Genomic DNA, 15,932 nt, shown 5'->3' with positions numbered 1-15,932 from the left:
TCTTGATGCAAGTTGTCGTATCGTATATTGGTGTAGAAAAATTTGCAATGATTTACGATCTGTGCGCGGTGGAACCTGCCGGCGCCGCTGCGGCGCCGGGCGTTGCCGGCCCCCCGGTTCGCTGCCATTTGCGCGGTAGGACGAGCGCGGACAATATCTTGCTGCGTTTGCACCATTCCCACATCAAGGCCGACAGGCACAGCGCGAGCGGCAAGGACAGCGCCACGATGATGACGCTGGAACGTATGTCGCGCTGGAAAAGGGGCAGAAATACATGCAAGATGCTTACGTGGAACAGCAGGATGAACAGGCTGGCGCTGCCGAAGTAACGCAGAACGTTGGCTGCGAGCCCGATGCGGCTCAGCAGGGTGCACACGCACAGCATCAGATAAATACCGCATAGCGCCTGCAGGGTGGTTGCGACTGGCGCGTCGTAATGGCGCAGATTGAAATCGATGGTGTAGCTGAAGCCGAACTGGAATACCACCATGGCAATCGCCGCCACCGCGGCCCAGACCAGATTGATCTGAAACCGCTTCACTTGTACAGCCAGAAAATTGCCGAGTAAAAAGTAGAAGCTGGTCATCAAGAGCAGGTCGGCGCTGAACGGCAGACCGCATGTAAGCAGCGAGGCACTGAATTCGGACTGGCTGCGGCACTCCGGAACGATGGAGGCATCGGCAAACGCGTCCATCACAAAGTAGCCGGCTGCAGCCAGGATTATCAGCAACAGCGCGCGCTTGACCGGGCTGTCCAGCAACAGTTTGTCGGCGCGCAGCAGCAGGGTGCTGAATACGTACAGCAGCCACAGGTGTGTCAGAAACCACAGCGGCACGGGATTGAGCGTGAAGCCGGCAGGGTAGATCAAGCCGAGCAGGATGGCTTGCGGTGACCGGTCACCAAACACCGCGTGCAGCAAGCCGGTAACGATTACCACGACCATCACCGGTTTGAGCCAGGCATCGGCACGCTGGAGTGCCACTTGTTTGAGGGTCTTGGTGCGGGCCGAGAAGGTCACGCCCGCCATGAAGAAGAAAAACGGTAAGCGGAAGGCCATCAGGAAATCGGCGGCGTCGGGGAAACGGAACAGGAAGGCCTGATTGTGCCCCAGCACGATCAGGATAATGCCGAGCCCCTTGGCGATGTCGATGAAGGCAAGTCGGGTGCCGGATCCCTGGTGAGCAATAGCCTCGCCGGACATGTTTCCTCCTAGATACGTATCAAAAAGTCCATACTTAGCTTAAGAGAAATATCAAATGACGTCCAATCGTGCGCGGCATTTTCCCGACTTTTGGTCAAAATTTATGTCTTTAAAAACATATTGCGTTGCAAAATAAACCACCATGTAAACTTGGTTTTATACTGGAACGAAAGTTACCGAAAGGTAATTGGCGGACGGGATGATGGTGCGATGGGCGGGCAGGAAGCGCAGCAAGGGCAGCAGGAGGTGGTCCCCCCGACTGGAATCGAACCAGTATCCCACGCTTAGGAGGCATGTGCACTATCCATTGTGCTACGGGGAGGACGCGACGGCATTATAGCCGACGGGCTGCGACACGCTAGAGTAAAATGTTGTGCGCTATTGTCATGGTGTTATGATTCGGAAAGACGATGAGTCGGTGAAATCGACACGACTAGCAAGTTTTAGATCCCTCCGGCAATATTTTTTTTGCATAGCAACATTCAGCGGTCACCATTCATATGAGTTTTAGCAGACAGGTAGGTCGCAGCGCGATCTGGGCGATTGTCGGGCAGGGTACTACTGCCGTGATGTCATTGATTAATTTCGCAGTCGTGGGCCGCTTTGTATCGCCCAATGATTATGGTAGTTTTTTGTTGGCAATGATGGTGCTTACCGGCACCCAGTGGCTGGCATTGAATGCCTACAAGGAGCCGGTGGTCCAGGCCAAGGAGCTGACCAACAGTCTGATCAACTCGGTATTCACGTTCAGCTTGATGGTTGGGGCCCTACTGTGCACGGTGATGCTCGGTGTGGCGCTGTTCCTCGAGCGTAATGGGGAGACGCCGGGTGTGGGGATGTGTATCGTGGTGCTGGCGCTCAAGTTGCTGATTGACACGGCCATGTCGGTACCCAATGCCCTGCGGGTGCGCCAGCTCGATTTTCGTTTTCTGGCACGGGTGTCGATCGGTGCCAATATCGCCTCCACCGTGGTCAATGTGTCGCTGTTGTTCCTCGGGTTCGGCATGTTGTCGCTGGTGATTTCACAGCTTGTCACCTCGCTGCTGAGCGCGTTCGCTTTGCTGTACACCGGCAAGCAGCGCTATGCACTGCGCTGGCACCGTGACGACTTGCAACTGCTCAAAGGGTACTCGCCGCACGTGATCATGTGGCAGTTGATGGAAGCGCTGGGGCAGACGGTCGACCGGTTCTTCATCGCCTCGCGCCTCACACTGGCCGACCTTGGCCTTTACGGTTTCGGCAAACGCCTCAACGACGTGATCATTGAAGTGCTGGTCGGTGCCACCTCCAATGTTTCGCTGCCGGCGTTTTCGCAAATGCAGGACGATCGTCAGCGCTTGCAGGCGGCATTCCTTAAAGCGGTGCGGCTGGTGACGATGATGGTGTTGCCGCTGATCGCCGCGCTGTGGGTGACAGCCGATGATTTCGTGCCGCTGCTGTTCGGCCCGAAATGGGAACAGGCCGTGCCGGTCTATCGCTGGTTCCTATTGCTGGGAATCATCCAGACTATCGGCATCCTGCAGGGCGGGCTGCTGCGCAGCATGTGGAAGCCGGGTGTGTGGACCCGCTACCAGATCATGCAGGTGGTGGCCAATATTGCCGTGCTGAGTATGGTGGCCGGCCAGAGCATTGAAGTCATTGCTGCCGCCATCGTCATTCGCGCCTACGTGTTATGGGGCTGGGTGGTGTACCAGGTATGCAAGGCATTGCAGATGAAGTTTCGCTTCTATGCGTTGCAGCTGTTGCGGCCGGTCAGCCTGGCCCTGCTGTCGGCGGCGGCTGGCTATGCTATACGCCATTACGTGGTGATGGACTGGAATTTGCTTCTACGCCTGATCGTCGGCGGCCTGGTGGTGGTAGCGACCTTTATCACCCTGGTCATGCTGCTGTACCGCACCGCGGCCGACGAGTTGCTCAGTATTGTCAACAATGTCATTTCTCGTACCAAAGCCGCGTAATTTGTCCTAACCATTTATCGACTATATACAATGAAACTCTACTACTACCGGGGCGACAAGCCAAACTTTGGTGATGACCTCAACCCATGGATGTGGCCGAAGCTGCTGCCGGGCGTGTGGGACGATAATCAGAACGAGATGTTCCTCGGTATCGGCTCGATTATTTTCGATTCCCATCCCAAACAGGCCAACAAGATCGTGTTCGGCGCCGGTTATGGGGGGTATACCCCGCTGCCGGTCATCGACGAGAAGTGGAAATTCTATTTCGTGCGCGGCCTGCACACGGCGCGCGAATGCAAACTCGACCCGTCGATGGCATTGGGTGACTCCGCCATCTTGCTGCGCTCGTGCATCACAGAGCGCCCCGCCAAGTTGCACAAGGTGTCGTTCATGCCACACTTCGAGAGCACGTACGATGGCAACTGGCGCCTTGCGTGCCAGCTCGCCGGCGTCCACTATATCGACCCGACCGCCACCGTCGACCAGACCTTGCAGGATATTCTCAGCTCCGAATTGCTGATTACCGAAGCGATGCACGGGGCCATCGTGGCTGACGCGCTGCGGGTGCCGTTCGTGGCGGTGGAGCCGATCCAGCAGCGCCACCACATGAAGTGGTTCGACTGGGCCTCGGCGCTCGACCTCGACCTGCGTCCGCAACCGCTGGCCGCATCCAGCATGGTCGAGGCGCTGATGAAAAGAGCCGGCCCCAACGAGGCGCTGGTGGTCCGCATCCGCGCCAACCGCCGTTGGCTCAACCTGATGTCCAAGCGCTTCGCGCACGGCGCAGCCGAGAGCTTGCTCAAGCTTAGCCGGATCGAACCGCAGCTCAGCGGCGACGCCAACATGGAACGCGCCCACAGCCGCATGCTGGAAAAAGTCGAGCTGCTCAAGGCCGACCTGGGCGCCGCCGCGCCGCGCATCCGTGCGGCGGGTTGAACATGAACGCACGCGCCGACATCTTGTCGATCAGCCAGTTTCCGGTGCTGAGCACCACCGCCGACGCGCTGGCCGCACGTCTGCTTGAACGATTGGCGCGCGGCGAACAGACTGCGCTGTTTTTTGCCAATACCAATCTGGTGGTCAAGTGCCGCTTCCTGCTCGACCATGTGAACGACCCGGGCGTGTTGCTGGTCAACGACGGCATCGGCCTCGACATCGCGGCCAAGCTGTTGCACGGCAAGCGCTTTGCAGACAACCTCAACGGTACTGACTTCACACCGCTACTGTTTGGCCGCAGTCCGCGTCCGCTTAAAGTGTTCATGGTGGGCGGCAAGCCGGAGATCCTGGCGCGCGCCGTGGTCCATGTCGAGCAAAGGCTAGGCCAGCAGGTGGTGGGCAGTTGCGACGGCTATGACGGCCTGCGCACGGCGGGCGATATCGACCAGCGCATCTACGCCAGCGGCGCCGAGGTGGTGCTGGTGGCGATGGGCAATCCGATCCAGGAACGCTGGATTCTCGCCCATCGCAGCGCATTGAAAGCTGGCATCCTGATGGGTGTGGGCGCGCTGTTCGATTTCTGGGCCGGCGACAAGCCACGCGCGCCACGCATCATGCAGCGCCTGCGGCTCGAGTGGTTGTTCCGCCTGAGCCTGGAGCCGCGCCGCCTGCTGCGCCGCTACACCTGGGACATCATGGTGTTTCTGCGCATGTGCTTCAAGTATCGCTGAACCCGTTTTTATCCCGGCGCGGCGGCCTGCAGCATGCCGACCGCGCACCAGGTGCACCATTCCCCGCCCCGTGATCGTTATCTGGCACCGATGATCGGACTATCGGTACAATGCAGGCTTCTCTCATCACCACGACGCGGCGCCTGGCGCATCGCGCATTTTTTTATTTCCTATGGCAGTCATCTCTCTCTCTTCGGCCCAACTGGCTTTTGGCCACGTGGCCTTGCTCGACCATGCCGAGTTTTCGCTGGAAACCGGTGAACGGGTCGGCCTGATCGGCCGTAACGGCACCGGCAAATCGTCCTTGCTCAAAATTATCTCGGGCCGTTTCAAGCTCGACGATGGTCTGCTCGTGATGCAACAAAACTTGCAGATCGCCTACGTCGAGCAGGAGCCGGTGTTCGATCCGGAAATGACCGTGCACGACGCCGTGGCGTCCGGCATGGGTGAGCTGCCGGGCTTGCTCAAGGAATACGATGCGCTGACCGGGCAGTTCGGCCAAGGCAATGACGACGCCGTCATGGAGCGCATGCATGACATCCAGGTCAAGCTTGATGCTGCCGATGCGTGGAGCCTGTCGAACAAGGTGGAAACCGTGCTCGACAAACTGAACCTGACCGGCGACATGCTGATGAAGACGCTCTCGGGCGGGATGCAAAAGCGGGTGGCGCTGGCGCGCGCTTTGGTCTCGGCTCCCGACGTGCTGCTGCTCGACGAACCGACCAACCACCTCGATTTCAGTTCCATTGTCTGGCTGGAAGGCCTGCTGCGCGACTTCCGTGGCAGCGTGTTGTTTATTACCCACGACCGCTCGTTCCTCGACAATGTCTCCACCCGGATTATCGAACTTGACCGTGGACGTCTGCTGTCTTACCCGGGCAACTTCACCACGTACCAGACCCGCAAGGCCGAGCAGCTGGAAAACGAAGAGGTTGAAAACGCCAAATTTGACAAATTCCTGGCCCAGGAAGAGGTCTGGATCCGCAAGGGCGTCAAGGCGCGCCGCGTGCGCGACGAAGGCCGTGTGCGCCGTCTCGAAGCGTTGCGCCTGCAGCGTAGCGCCCGCCGCGATCAGCAGGGCCAGGTCAAGCTGGAAGTGGGGTCGAGCGAGCGCTCTGGCAAGATCGTGGCCGAGCTGGAAAACGTCAGCAAGCGTTTCGGCGACCGCGTGATCGTCGAAAACTTCACCGGCACTATCCTGCGCGGCGACAAAGTCGGCTTGATCGGCGCCAACGGCGCCGGCAAGACCACCTTGCTCAAGATGATCTTGGGCGAGCTGGCGCCCGACAGCGGCTCCGCCAAGCTGGGCACCAAGCTGCAAGTGGCATACTTCGACCAGATGCGCACCCAGCTCAACGAAGAGGCGAGCCTGATCGAAACCATCTCGCCTGGCAGCGATTGGGTGGAAGTCAATGGCCAGCGCAAGCACTCGATGAGCTACCTGAACGATTTCCTGTTCTCGCCCGAGCGTGCGCGGTCGCCGGTCAAGACCCTGTCCGGTGGCGAGCGCAACCGTTTGCTGCTGGCGCGCCTGTTTGCCAAGCCGGCCAACTGCCTGGTGCTCGATGAGCCCACCAACGATCTCGATATCGATACGCTGGAATTGCTGGAAGAATTGTTGGAAGAATATACCGGCACCGTGTTCCTGGTCAGTCACGACCGCACCTTCCTCGACAACGTGGTGACGCAAGTGATCGTGGCCGAGGGCGAGGGGCACTGGCGCGAGTTCGTCGGCGGCTACACGGACTGGGAGCGCGTACGCGACACCATCGCCAAACAGCCTGCAGTACGTCCAGCAGTGACCAAGGCTGAAGCGCCGGCCGCTGCCGCTGCCGTTGCCAGTTCTGCCGGCAAGGTCAAAAAGCTCAGTTTCAAGGAGCAGCGCGAACTCGACGAGCTGCCCAAGCTGATCGCCGCACTGGAAGACGAGCAGACCGCCTTGAATCTGCAACTGAGCGATGCAGACTTCTACAAGAAAAATGCCAGTGAAGCCAAGCGCGTGAATGCCCGCGTTGCCGAGATCGAAGAAGAGCTGCTGGCAGCGCTGGAAAAATGGGAGCAAATCGAGGCGCGCCAGCGCGGCTGACACCTGTTCGCTCGCGGCAGGTGGCTTGCAAAAAAAAATGCTGCGATGCGATATAGACAGCAATGATTGCATGCAATATAATTTTTTCGGTATTCTGCGTGTCATTGTGTTATCGATTTTGATCGTTGAGATCGATACATGATGGCGCGCACGCAACAAACTTCTCCCGTGTGGCCGTTTTGCCATGGTTAGTGCTAGCATCTGGCAACACCTGTTGAATATCAATTATATTAATTGACGCAGTGCACTACATATAGAGCGGCGCGCCTCCTGTCCCTTTCGAATAAGAGCAAAAAATGTTGAGTTACCTGCAAACACCGATGTCCTGCGTTGTCCTGCGCAAGGTGACCACGTGGTGAGGCGCCGCGTACCCCGCGCCGGGAAGCTGCTCACGCTGCCGTTGGTCATTGGCAGCCTCTATGCCCCCCATGCCCAGGCCGAGATCAGCGATACCCTGACCCCATTCGCGGCTGCGGTCGTGTCTTATGATGACAACCTGTTACGCCGTGATCTGTCCGTTGTCGGTAGCGACAACGCCTCCGATACGTATCGCTCGGCCGTGGTCGGCGTCGGTATCGACCGCCCGATCGGGCGCCAGCGCCTGACCGGTAGTCTGCGCGCTACGAAGGTGACATTCAATCGTTTTGAAGAACTCGACTACACCGGCAAGGAAGGCGTGCTCGACCTCGATTGGCGCATTGCGCGTACCCTGAGCGGCCACGTCGGCGCGACCTACAGCCAGTCGCTGGCCTCGTTTGCAGACTTCCAAGTTGCAGCTCGTAATCTGCGCGTCCAGAAAAAACAATACGGCAACCTGGCGTGGCGACTGCACCCATCGTGGCAGTTACGTGCCGGTTACACATCGGAAGATTTCGATTTTGACCTGCCGTCCCAGCAATTTAACAATCGTACTGAAGACACCGTCGAAACCGGGTTTGATTATCTGGCGCCCAGTAACAGCACTTTCGGCCTTCTTGCACGCCAGATCAAGGGTAAATACCCGGTCCAGGCGCTCAATAACGGCACGTCTATCGACAATGGCTTCAGTCAGGATGAGCTCAAGCTCAACGTGGTGTGGAACGTTTCCGGCATTTCCCAGGTGACATTCGTGGGCGGCTGGGCGCGGCGTGAGGTCAACTCCTCCAGCCTGCGCAACGCTTCAGGCACCAACGGCCGATTGATTGTCAACTACAATAAATTTTCCGCGGTACAGCTGACGGGCATGGTCTGGCGCGAGTTTGGTGCCGCAGAGGGGGTGTTCGTCAATACTGCCCTGTCGACGGGGCAAAGCATTAATGCCAAGTGGTCGGCCACTTCGAAAATCGACGTCAATGCCGCCTATAAAAACGAAAAGCGCGACTTCAAGCCGTTGCAAGGAGTCCAGAACCTGACCGGGCTGACTGACACCAGTAAGACGGTCAACCTCGGCGTCACCTATAAACCGCTGCGCAACCTCAGCCTGGGACTGACTGCCTTCCATGCCGAACGCGATGGCAGCACTGCTGCCCGGACGGGCAGCTTCCGTGCCAAAGGTGCTGCCTTTAACGCTACCGTGAGCTTCTAAGTCTCATGAACGTCAACGAAATCCCTCTCGTCTCCTTTTTCGAGCGTGTTGTCGATCCGCTCGTCATCATGGGCATGTTGTACCTGTGCACTCTCGTTCTGGGCACCGGCTTCAACGGCTATTACCTGGTTCTGATGGTGCTGGCGTTTTTTGTCTCATCGTCCCTGTACAAATACGTCGATCCTTACCGCACCTGGCGTACCGGCCAGTTGCACAAGGTCGCGCGCGACATCGTACTTGGCTGGTTATTGTCCGTGACGGTGCTGGCGCTGATCAGCGTCAGCAGCGGCATGCTCGTGCACTACGACCGCAATGTGCTGCTGGCCTGGTGCATTTGCACTCCTCTGGTGCTGATGCTGGGACACCTGGCGGTACTCAAGGTGGGGGCCGCCCCGGTCGAGGGACAAAAGACGTCCGTCGTGATCATCGGCGCCAACGACGTCAGTGTGCGCTTTGCCGCCACGATCAACCGCCACGAGAGCCAGGTCATGGCGGTGCATGGCTATTTCGACGATCGCGCCGATGAACGGCGCCCGACGAACATGACGTATCCGATGCTGGGCCGCATGAACGACATTCCCGCATACGTACGGCAGCACAATATCAAGATGATCGTTATCAGCCAGCCCATCTCGGCACAGCCGCGTATCATGAAGCTGCTCGAAGAGCTCGAAGACACCACGGCCTCGGTATACTTCCTGCCTGATATCTATATTTTCGATCTGATGCAGGCGCGCTTCGCCAGTCTGGGCGGCATGCCGGTGATCGGCATCCGCGAATCGCCATTCACAGGTTTTAACAGCATGATCAAGCGGATCAGCGACATCGTGCTGGCACTGATCATCCAGATCATGCTCACGCCGATCATGCTGACCATTGCCCTGGCCGTGAAACTGACGTCGCCGGGCCCGGTGATTTTCCGCCAACGCCGGTACGGGCTGTATGGCGAAGAAATCCTGGTCTATAAATTCAGGTCGATGACGGTAGCCGAGGACGGCGCCAAGGTGGTGCAGGCCAAGAAGGGCGACCAGCGGTTAACGAAGATCGGCGGCTTCCTGCGTCGTACATCGCTTGATGAATTGCCGCAATTCATCAACGTTTTGCAAGGCAGGATGAGTATCGTGGGGCCTCGACCGCACGCGGTTGCGCACAACGAGCAGTATCGCAAGCTGATCAAGGGATATATGTTGCGGCACAAGGCCAAACCTGGCATCACGGGCTGGGCCCAAGTCAACGGACTGCGTGGCGAAACCGACACGCTCGACAAGATGCAGGCGCGTATCCAGTATGACCTCGACTACCTGCGTAATTGGTCGGTGTGGCTCGACATGTGGATCATTGTCCGCACGGTGCTGGTGGTTTTGAAGCGTGAAAATGCGCATTGATGCCTGCTGCGGCAGCCATCGATGCCAGCGATAACATTCTTACAAATAAAAAATGCTGCATTGCAGAGAGTTGTGTGATAATCCCACCCTCACATTGCTTTTTGTGCACGCAACTTGGGTAAATAGCAATTATTTGCGTAGACCGCACGCTGCGCATGGAACCAACGAGATTAACGAGGAAACTATCTTGAAGCACAATACATTTTGCGGTACCCAGATGCAGCGTACGCTCGGTTCAGCAGCGCTGGCAGTGACCATGGCCGTTTCGCTGGTGGCTTGCGGCAAAAGCGAAAGCAAGTCGGGCCAGGCGCTGGTCAAGGTCGGCAAGGAAGAAGTCACTGCGCTGCAATTGAATGAAGAGCTGCAGCGCGTCAACGTGCCGGCCGCGCAACAACCGCAGGCGCGCAAGCAGGTGCTGGAATCGCTGGTGGACCGCCAGATCGTGCTCAACCAGGCCATGGAAGAGAAGGTCGATCGTGACCCGAAAGTGGTGCAGGCCATCGAACGCGCCAAGGCACTGATTATTGCCCAGGCCTACATGCAAAAAAAGACCGGGACCCCGGCCAAGCCTACCCGCGACGAAATCCAACAATATTTCGACAAGAACCCGGCCCTGTTCGCGCAGCGCAAGACCATGGAACTGCGCCAGCTCAACCTTGCCACCAGCGACTTGTCCGATGACCTGAAGAAGGAAATCGACAGCGCCAAATCGATCGACGAGGTAGCGGCGTTCATGGACCGCAATAATATCAAGTACGCCCGCCAGCAGATCAGTCGCAGCACTGCGGACCTGGCGCCAGCGCTGAGCGAAAAAATCGTCAATCTGCCGAAAGGCCAACTGTTTATCGTCCGCGAAGGCGATCGCAGCACCCTGATGACGGTAACCGAGATCAGGGACACGCCGGTCACCCTGCAAGCATCCGAAGCGCAGATTGGCCAGTTCCTGACCAACACGCGTGTCAAGGACGCGGCCACCGCCGAATTGGCGCGTCTGCGCGCAGCCACCAAGATCGAGTACCAGAACAAGGCCGACGAACCAGGCCCGGCGCCAGCCGTTCCTGCCACGAGCGCACCCGCAGCACCCGCCACTGCGGCCGACAAGGACGCAGACGTTCATGCACGCGGCGTGGCTGGCCTGAAATAACGGTACTGACAACAACCTAACTTACGATTGAGCACATGATGAAAAAAATCGCACTCTGGATGATGGGGCCACTGCTGGCCCTGGTGCTGGGCACCGCGAATGCCGCCCCGCAAAACGAACTGGTACTGGGTACCGGCGACGTGGTCAAGATCTCCGTCTACAACAATCCCGACCTGAACCTGGAAACCCGTGTCAGCGCCAACGGCGCCATCACCTTTCCGCTGATCGGCCAGGTCAGCGTGGCTGGCCTGTCGGCAGCTGCTGCCGAGAAAAAAATCGCTGCGGCACTGGTGTCCGGCAATTTTGTCAAAAATCCGCAAGTCAACATGCTGGTCACCTCGCTGCAGAGTCAGCAAGTGTCGGTACTGGGCCAGGTCAATCGCCCGGGCCGTTTCCCGCTCGACGCCAGCCGCAATCTGCTTGACGTGCTGGCACTGGCCGGCGGCGTCAATTCCGAAGGCGGCGACCAGGTGACGGTGCTGCGCACCGCAGACGGCAAGACCACCAAGCAAGTGATCGATATTACCGATGTCTTCAGTGGTGGCGACCAGACGGCGAGCCTGGAACTGAGCGGCAACGACGTGGTGTATATCGAACGCGCCCCGCGCTTCTACATCTACGGTGAAGTACAGCGTCCGGGCATCTTCCGCATTGAACGTTCGATGACGGTGTTGCAGGCGCTGGCGGCCGGCGGTGGCCTCACCCAGCGCGGCACCGAGCGCGGCCTGCGTATCAAGCGTCGTGACGCTACCGGCAAGATCGAGATCATCGAAGCGAAATACGATGACCTGGTTCGCGCCAACGATGTGCTGTACGTGCGCGAGAGCCTGTTCTAAGGCCGATGTTGCCTGACCTTCACCGAGAAAGATCACCATGAATTTCACTCATTTGTTTCTTGCCCTGCGCGCCCGCTACAAGATTGTTTTACTGATCCTGGCAGTCACGGTGGCAGCTGCGCTGGCCATCACCGCCATGATGCCCAAGGTCTACAAGGCCAGCACTTCGCTGGTGCTCAATACCAAGGGCGTCGATCCCATCACCGGGGTGACGTTGCCAGTGCAACTGATGACCGGCTATGTTGCCACCCAGGCCGACATCATCCGCAGCAAGAGCGTGGCGCTCAAGGCCGTGGAAAACCTGCGCCTGGCGGAAAGCGCTGCCGTGCAGGAGCAGTTCCGCGAAGCGCGCGGTGGCCAGGGTTCGATCAAGGAATGGCTGGCAGGTCTGCTGCTGGCCAAGGTGGACGTGGAGCCGTCGCGCGACAGCAGCGTGCTGACCATTAACTTCCGTGGCAACGATCCGCAGTTTGTTGCAGCGGTGGCCAATGCCTTCGCGCAGGGGTACCTCGATTTCACGGTGCAGCTCAAGACCGATCCGGCACTGCAGGCATCGGGCTTCATCAACACCCAGATCAAGTTGTTGCGCGAACAGTACGAACTGGCGCAGAGCCGGTTGTCGAAGTACCAGAAAGAAAACAACATCTACAGCGCCGACAACCGCGTCGATGTCGAGACCGCGCGCCTGAACGAGCTGTCGAGCCAACTGGTGCAGGTGCAGGGCCAACTGATGGAAGCGGAATCGCGTTCGCGTCAGGCCACCGGCAATGCAGGCGCCTCGCCAGACGTTCTCAACAACGGCCTGATCCAGAGCCTGAAATCGCAGCTGGCCACGGCAGAAGCACGGTTTGCCGATACCTCCCAGCGTCTGGCCTCGAATCACCCGCAATACATCTCGGCCAAGTCCGAAGTGGACAAGCTGCGTTCGAACCTGGACGAGCAGATCCGCATCGCCTCGACCGGCGTGGCCAGTAGCAGCAATATCTACCGGCAGCGTGAAAACGAACTGCGCTCGGCCCTGTCGGCCCAAAAAGCCCGCGTGCTGGAATTGAACGGCGCACGCGACGAGTTCGTAGTTCTCAGCAACGAAGTGGACAATGCCCGCCGCTCGTACGAAAGCGCGATGCAGCGTTATAACCAGACCAACCTCGAAGGCCAGGCCCGCCAGTCCGATATCGCCGTGCTGTCCACGGCCGAAGTGCCGGGCAGCCCGACGTCGCCGCGCCTGATCGTCAACCTGGCGCTGGCCATCGTTATCGGTACCATCCTTGGCGCTGGCGTGGTGCTGGTGCTCGAATTGCTCGACCAGCGCGTGCGCTCGGCCGCGCACATGGCGGACGTCTTCGGTCTGCCGGTGCTGGGCACGATTGCCAAGCCGCGTATCGGCAAGCGCAGCAAGAACAGCCCGCCGCCAGCCATGTTGCCGCAACCGCAGCAGTGACCGCCGACACCAGATTATTACGGAGTAATTCCATGAACCAGAATCCACCCATCCAACCGTATATCGTCACCGATATGCGTGAAAAATCGTCAGCCTCATCCGTGCCAGACCGCTCGATCGGCGCCATCCTGATCAAGATGGGCCGTCTGTCGGTGGCCGATGCCGAGCGTGTGATGCGGCATCAGGTCGAGCGCAATGTGCGCTTCGGCGACGCCGCGCTGGCGCTGGGTGTGCTGACCGAAGCCGACATCGAATTTGCGCTGTCGCGCCAGTACGACTACCCTTATCTTCTGCGCGGCGAAAGCGCCATCAGCGAATCGGTTGTCGCCGCCTACGAGCCGTTTACCGAGCGCGTGGAATCGCTGCGCGCCCTGCGCAACCAGCTGATGTGGCGATGGTTCGATACCGGCGAGGAACGTAAAGCGTTGGCCGTCACCGGCGCCGAGCGTGGCGACGGCCGCAGCTTCCTCGCTGCCAACCTGGCGGTGGTGTTCTCGCAGCAAGGCCAGCGCACGCTGCTGATCGACGCCGATATGCGCCACCCGTCCCAGCACGAAATCTTCAGCCTGGAAAACCGCGTCGGCCTGTCGTCGGTGTTATCCGGCCGTAATAGTGTCGAAGCGGTACAGCGCGTTTCCTCGTTGCTCGACCTGTCGGTACTGACTGCCGGTGCACCGCCGCCGAATCCGTCCGAATTGCTGGGCCGCCCGGCCTTGGGCCAGTTGCTGCGCACGCTGGCAGACCAGTACGACGTGATCCTGATCGACACGCCGGCAGGCGGCGATTCTTCCGATGCCCAGATGGTAGCCGGTCGTACCGGTGCCGCCGTGGTGGTGGCTCGCCAGGACGTGACCCACGTAGGCAAGGTGCACGACCTGGTCGCTTCCCTGAACGAAGCGCGCGTGCATGTCGTTGGTTCCGTACTCAACAATTTTTGATCTGATTTGATATGGCCATGGCTCATACGCTCAACCCTACCGCGACACCTTCGCCTTCGCCTGCTGCGCTCGCTCCTTGGCTCGTGCTGCTGGCCGGCCTGGCGGCGCTGTATGTACCGACGTTGATCGACCTGTTCCATGGACCGTGGAGTTCGGACCGCAATGCGCACGGCCCGATCGTCATGACCGTGGCCTTCGGTTTCCTGTATTTTCGAACCCGCCAGCTGATTTCGCAGAAGATGTTCGAGCGCAATCCGAAGCCCGCCCTGGGCTACCCGGTCGTGGCGCTGGGCCTGCTGTGCTACGTGCTGGGCCGTTCGCAGCAAGTGCATGTGCTGGAAGTCGGTTCCCTGATCCTGGTGCTGGCTGGCCTGATGATTGCGCTGTTCGGCGTGCGCACCTGGAGCCGCATGTGGTTCGCGTTCTTCTTCATGATGTTCATGATTCCGCTGCCGGCATCGATTGTCGACGTGGTGACCTTGCCGATGAAGATCGCCGTGTCGGCTGCCACCGAACACTTGCTGTACTGGATGAACTATCCGATCGCGCGCAGCGGCGTAATCCTTACCATCGGCCATTACCAACTGCTGGTGGCCGATGCTTGCGCCGGCCTGAATTCGCTGTTTACGCTTGAAGCGCTGGGCCTGCTGTACATGAACCTGGTACGCCATCCTTCGCTGGTGCGCAACGTATTGCTGGCCATGCTGATTATCCCGATCTCGTTTGCCGCCAATACCATCCGCATTATTTTCCTGTCGCTCATCACGTATCATTTCGGCGATGCAGCCGGCCAAGGTTTCCTGCACGGTTTTTCGGGACTGGTACTGTTCCTGTCGGCGCTGCTGCTGATCATCGGCGTCGATAGTGCATTGAGCTGGATGGTCCGCCGTGGCGGCGCCAGCGACGAAGGCGCCGGTCTGCAACTGCCATCTCTGGCACCGGGCGCCTGGGCGCAACTGGGCCAGATCGCCACCCGTCCTGCCGTCCTGCTGCTGGCTGGCATGTTGCTGGCAGTAGGGGGCGCCTGGGCCCTTACGCCGAAGTTCACGCCGAATCCGCAAACTATCGACCTGGCCGCCAGCGTGCCAACCCGCTTTGGCGACTGGCGCGAGCTGCAGGGCGTGGTCACCCAGGCCGAGCTGTCCACCGCCGAAGATGGCGGTCGCAGCCTTGAGCAACCGTATGATGACGTGTTGATGCGCACCTATGTCAACAGTCAGGGCCAGCAGGTCATGCTGGCGCTGGCCTACGCCAAGGAGCAGCGCCAGGACGTCAAGCTGCACCTGCCTGAAATTTGCTATCCGGCGCAAGGCTACAAGGTGATGTCGTTGTCGCCAGCACCCCTGACGATGTCGGCCGGCGCACCGGCGTTGCCGGGCAAGCACATGCTGGCTACCGGCCAGGGCCGGCTTGAAGCGGTCACGTACTGGACCCGCATCAGCGACGCCTACCCTCAGGGTGGTTTTGCGATGCGCATGCAGATTTTCCGCGATGGCCTGCGTGGCAAGGTTGCAGATGGCATCCTGGTGCGCGCATCGATGCTGGTACGCGACGACACCGAGGCGCCGGCGGCCTATGTCGTGCAACAGGAATTCCTGCGTCAACTGGTGGCGGCGTCCGATGCACGTGGTCACGCGCTGGTTGTACGCTGAATGGACAGTCGGTGCGCCGCGCCGGGATCCGCCAATTTATTTTAGAGGTAAGTGTTAGAT

12 protein-coding genes and 1 tRNA gene are annotated in these 15,932 nt (G+C 59.4%); 11 read left to right on the top strand and 2 right to left on the bottom strand.

Annotated elements, in window-relative coordinates:
• Positions 1–52 precede the first annotated feature (52 nt).
• Positions 53–1,201: an acyltransferase family protein gene (locus SR858_RS19725; RefSeq protein ID WP_019921836.1), complete on the bottom strand. Its 1,149-nt coding sequence runs from the start codon at positions 1,199–1,201 to the stop codon at positions 53–55.
• Positions 1,202–1,448: 247 nt separating this feature from the next.
• Positions 1,449–1,523: transfer RNA gene (locus tag SR858_RS19720), tRNA-Arg, on the bottom strand.
• A 178-nt stretch (positions 1,524–1,701) separates the two neighbouring features.
• Here SR858_RS19720 and SR858_RS19715 point away from each other — a divergent pair.
• From SR858_RS19715 to xrtB, 11 genes are all read left to right on the top strand, one after another.
• The gene (locus tag SR858_RS19715) at positions 1,702–3,159 is read left to right on the top strand and encodes an oligosaccharide flippase family protein (protein ID WP_084669950.1); all 1,458 of its coding nucleotides are present in this window, start codon (positions 1,702–1,704) and stop codon (positions 3,157–3,159) included.
• Between the two features lie 30 nt (positions 3,160–3,189).
• On the top strand, positions 3,190–4,095 hold the full coding sequence (locus SR858_RS19710) for a polysaccharide pyruvyl transferase family protein (RefSeq protein ID WP_019921838.1): 906 nt from the start codon (positions 3,190–3,192) through the stop codon (positions 4,093–4,095).
• Between the two features lie 2 nt (positions 4,096–4,097).
• Positions 4,098–4,826 (top strand): WecB/TagA/CpsF family glycosyltransferase, encoded by a 729-nt coding sequence (locus SR858_RS19705; RefSeq protein WP_019921839.1) that lies wholly within the window; start codon positions 4,098–4,100, stop codon positions 4,824–4,826.
• 172 nt (positions 4,827–4,998) lie between these two features.
• On the top strand, positions 4,999–6,912 hold the full coding sequence (locus tag SR858_RS19700; protein ID WP_019921840.1) for an ATP-binding cassette domain-containing protein: 1,914 nt from the start codon (positions 4,999–5,001) through the stop codon (positions 6,910–6,912).
• A 352-nt stretch (positions 6,913–7,264) separates the two neighbouring features.
• The gene (gene epsL, locus SR858_RS19695) at positions 7,265–8,476 is read left to right on the top strand and encodes an XrtB/PEP-CTERM-associated polysaccharide biosynthesis outer membrane protein EpsL (RefSeq protein ID WP_019921841.1); all 1,212 of its coding nucleotides are present in this window, start codon (positions 7,265–7,267) and stop codon (positions 8,474–8,476) included.
• A gap of 5 nt (positions 8,477–8,481) precedes the next feature.
• The gene (locus SR858_RS19690) at positions 8,482–9,861 is read left to right on the top strand and encodes an undecaprenyl-phosphate glucose phosphotransferase (protein WP_019921842.1); all 1,380 of its coding nucleotides are present in this window, start codon (positions 8,482–8,484) and stop codon (positions 9,859–9,861) included.
• Between the two features lie 187 nt (positions 9,862–10,048).
• Positions 10,049–11,005, top strand: coding sequence for an EpsD family peptidyl-prolyl cis-trans isomerase (locus tag SR858_RS19685; protein WP_019921843.1), 957 nt, complete (start codon positions 10,049–10,051; stop codon positions 11,003–11,005).
• 38 nt (positions 11,006–11,043) lie between these two features.
• Positions 11,044–11,841 carry a polysaccharide export protein EpsE gene (epsE, locus tag SR858_RS19680; RefSeq protein ID WP_019921844.1) on the top strand — a complete coding sequence of 266 codons (798 nt, stop codon included), beginning with the start codon at positions 11,044–11,046 and terminating at the stop codon, positions 11,839–11,841.
• A gap of 37 nt (positions 11,842–11,878) precedes the next feature.
• Positions 11,879–13,282, top strand: coding sequence for a chain length determinant protein EpsF (gene epsF / locus SR858_RS19675; RefSeq protein ID WP_026637283.1), 1,404 nt, complete (start codon positions 11,879–11,881; stop codon positions 13,280–13,282).
• Between the two features lie 32 nt (positions 13,283–13,314).
• Positions 13,315–14,220 carry a chain length determinant protein tyrosine kinase EpsG gene (gene epsG, locus SR858_RS19670; RefSeq protein WP_019921846.1) on the top strand — a complete coding sequence of 302 codons (906 nt, stop codon included), beginning with the start codon at positions 13,315–13,317 and terminating at the stop codon, positions 14,218–14,220.
• Positions 14,221–14,237: 17 nt separating this feature from the next.
• The gene (gene xrtB, locus SR858_RS19665) at positions 14,238–15,872 is read left to right on the top strand and encodes an exosortase B (protein ID WP_051120307.1); all 1,635 of its coding nucleotides are present in this window, start codon (positions 14,238–14,240) and stop codon (positions 15,870–15,872) included.
• Positions 15,873–15,932 lie beyond the last annotated feature (60 nt).

The sequence above is a fragment of the Duganella zoogloeoides genome, assembly GCF_034479515.1.
Lineage (GTDB): Bacteria > Pseudomonadota > Gammaproteobacteria > Burkholderiales > Burkholderiaceae_D > Rugamonas > Rugamonas zoogloeoides.
The sequence above is the reverse complement of the archived record's forward strand: the minus strand, read 5'-3'. Positions and strand labels throughout refer to the sequence as shown.

Excerpts from the sequence above, each read along its gene's own strand:
- SR858_RS19725 (WP_019921836.1), bottom strand. The coding sequence starts at position 1,201 with ATGTCCGGCGAGGCTATTGCTCACCAGGGATCCGGCACCCGACTTGCC.
- SR858_RS19715 (WP_084669950.1), top strand. The coding sequence starts at position 1,702 with ATGAGTTTTAGCAGACAGGTAGGTCGCAGCGCGATCTGGGCGATTGTC.
- SR858_RS19710 (WP_019921838.1), top strand. The coding sequence starts at position 3,190 with ATGAAACTCTACTACTACCGGGGCGACAAGCCAAACTTTGGTGATGAC.
- SR858_RS19705 (WP_019921839.1), top strand. The coding sequence starts at position 4,098 with ATGAACGCACGCGCCGACATCTTGTCGATCAGCCAGTTTCCGGTGCTG.
- SR858_RS19700 (WP_019921840.1), top strand. The coding sequence starts at position 4,999 with ATGGCAGTCATCTCTCTCTCTTCGGCCCAACTGGCTTTTGGCCACGTG.
- SR858_RS19690 (WP_019921842.1), top strand. The coding sequence starts at position 8,482 with ATGAACGTCAACGAAATCCCTCTCGTCTCCTTTTTCGAGCGTGTTGTC.
- epsE (WP_019921844.1), top strand. The coding sequence starts at position 11,044 with ATGAAAAAAATCGCACTCTGGATGATGGGGCCACTGCTGGCCCTGGTG.
- epsF (WP_026637283.1), top strand. The coding sequence starts at position 11,879 with ATGAATTTCACTCATTTGTTTCTTGCCCTGCGCGCCCGCTACAAGATT.
- epsG (WP_019921846.1), top strand. The coding sequence starts at position 13,315 with ATGAACCAGAATCCACCCATCCAACCGTATATCGTCACCGATATGCGT.
- xrtB (WP_051120307.1), top strand. The coding sequence starts at position 14,238 with ATGGCTCATACGCTCAACCCTACCGCGACACCTTCGCCTTCGCCTGCT.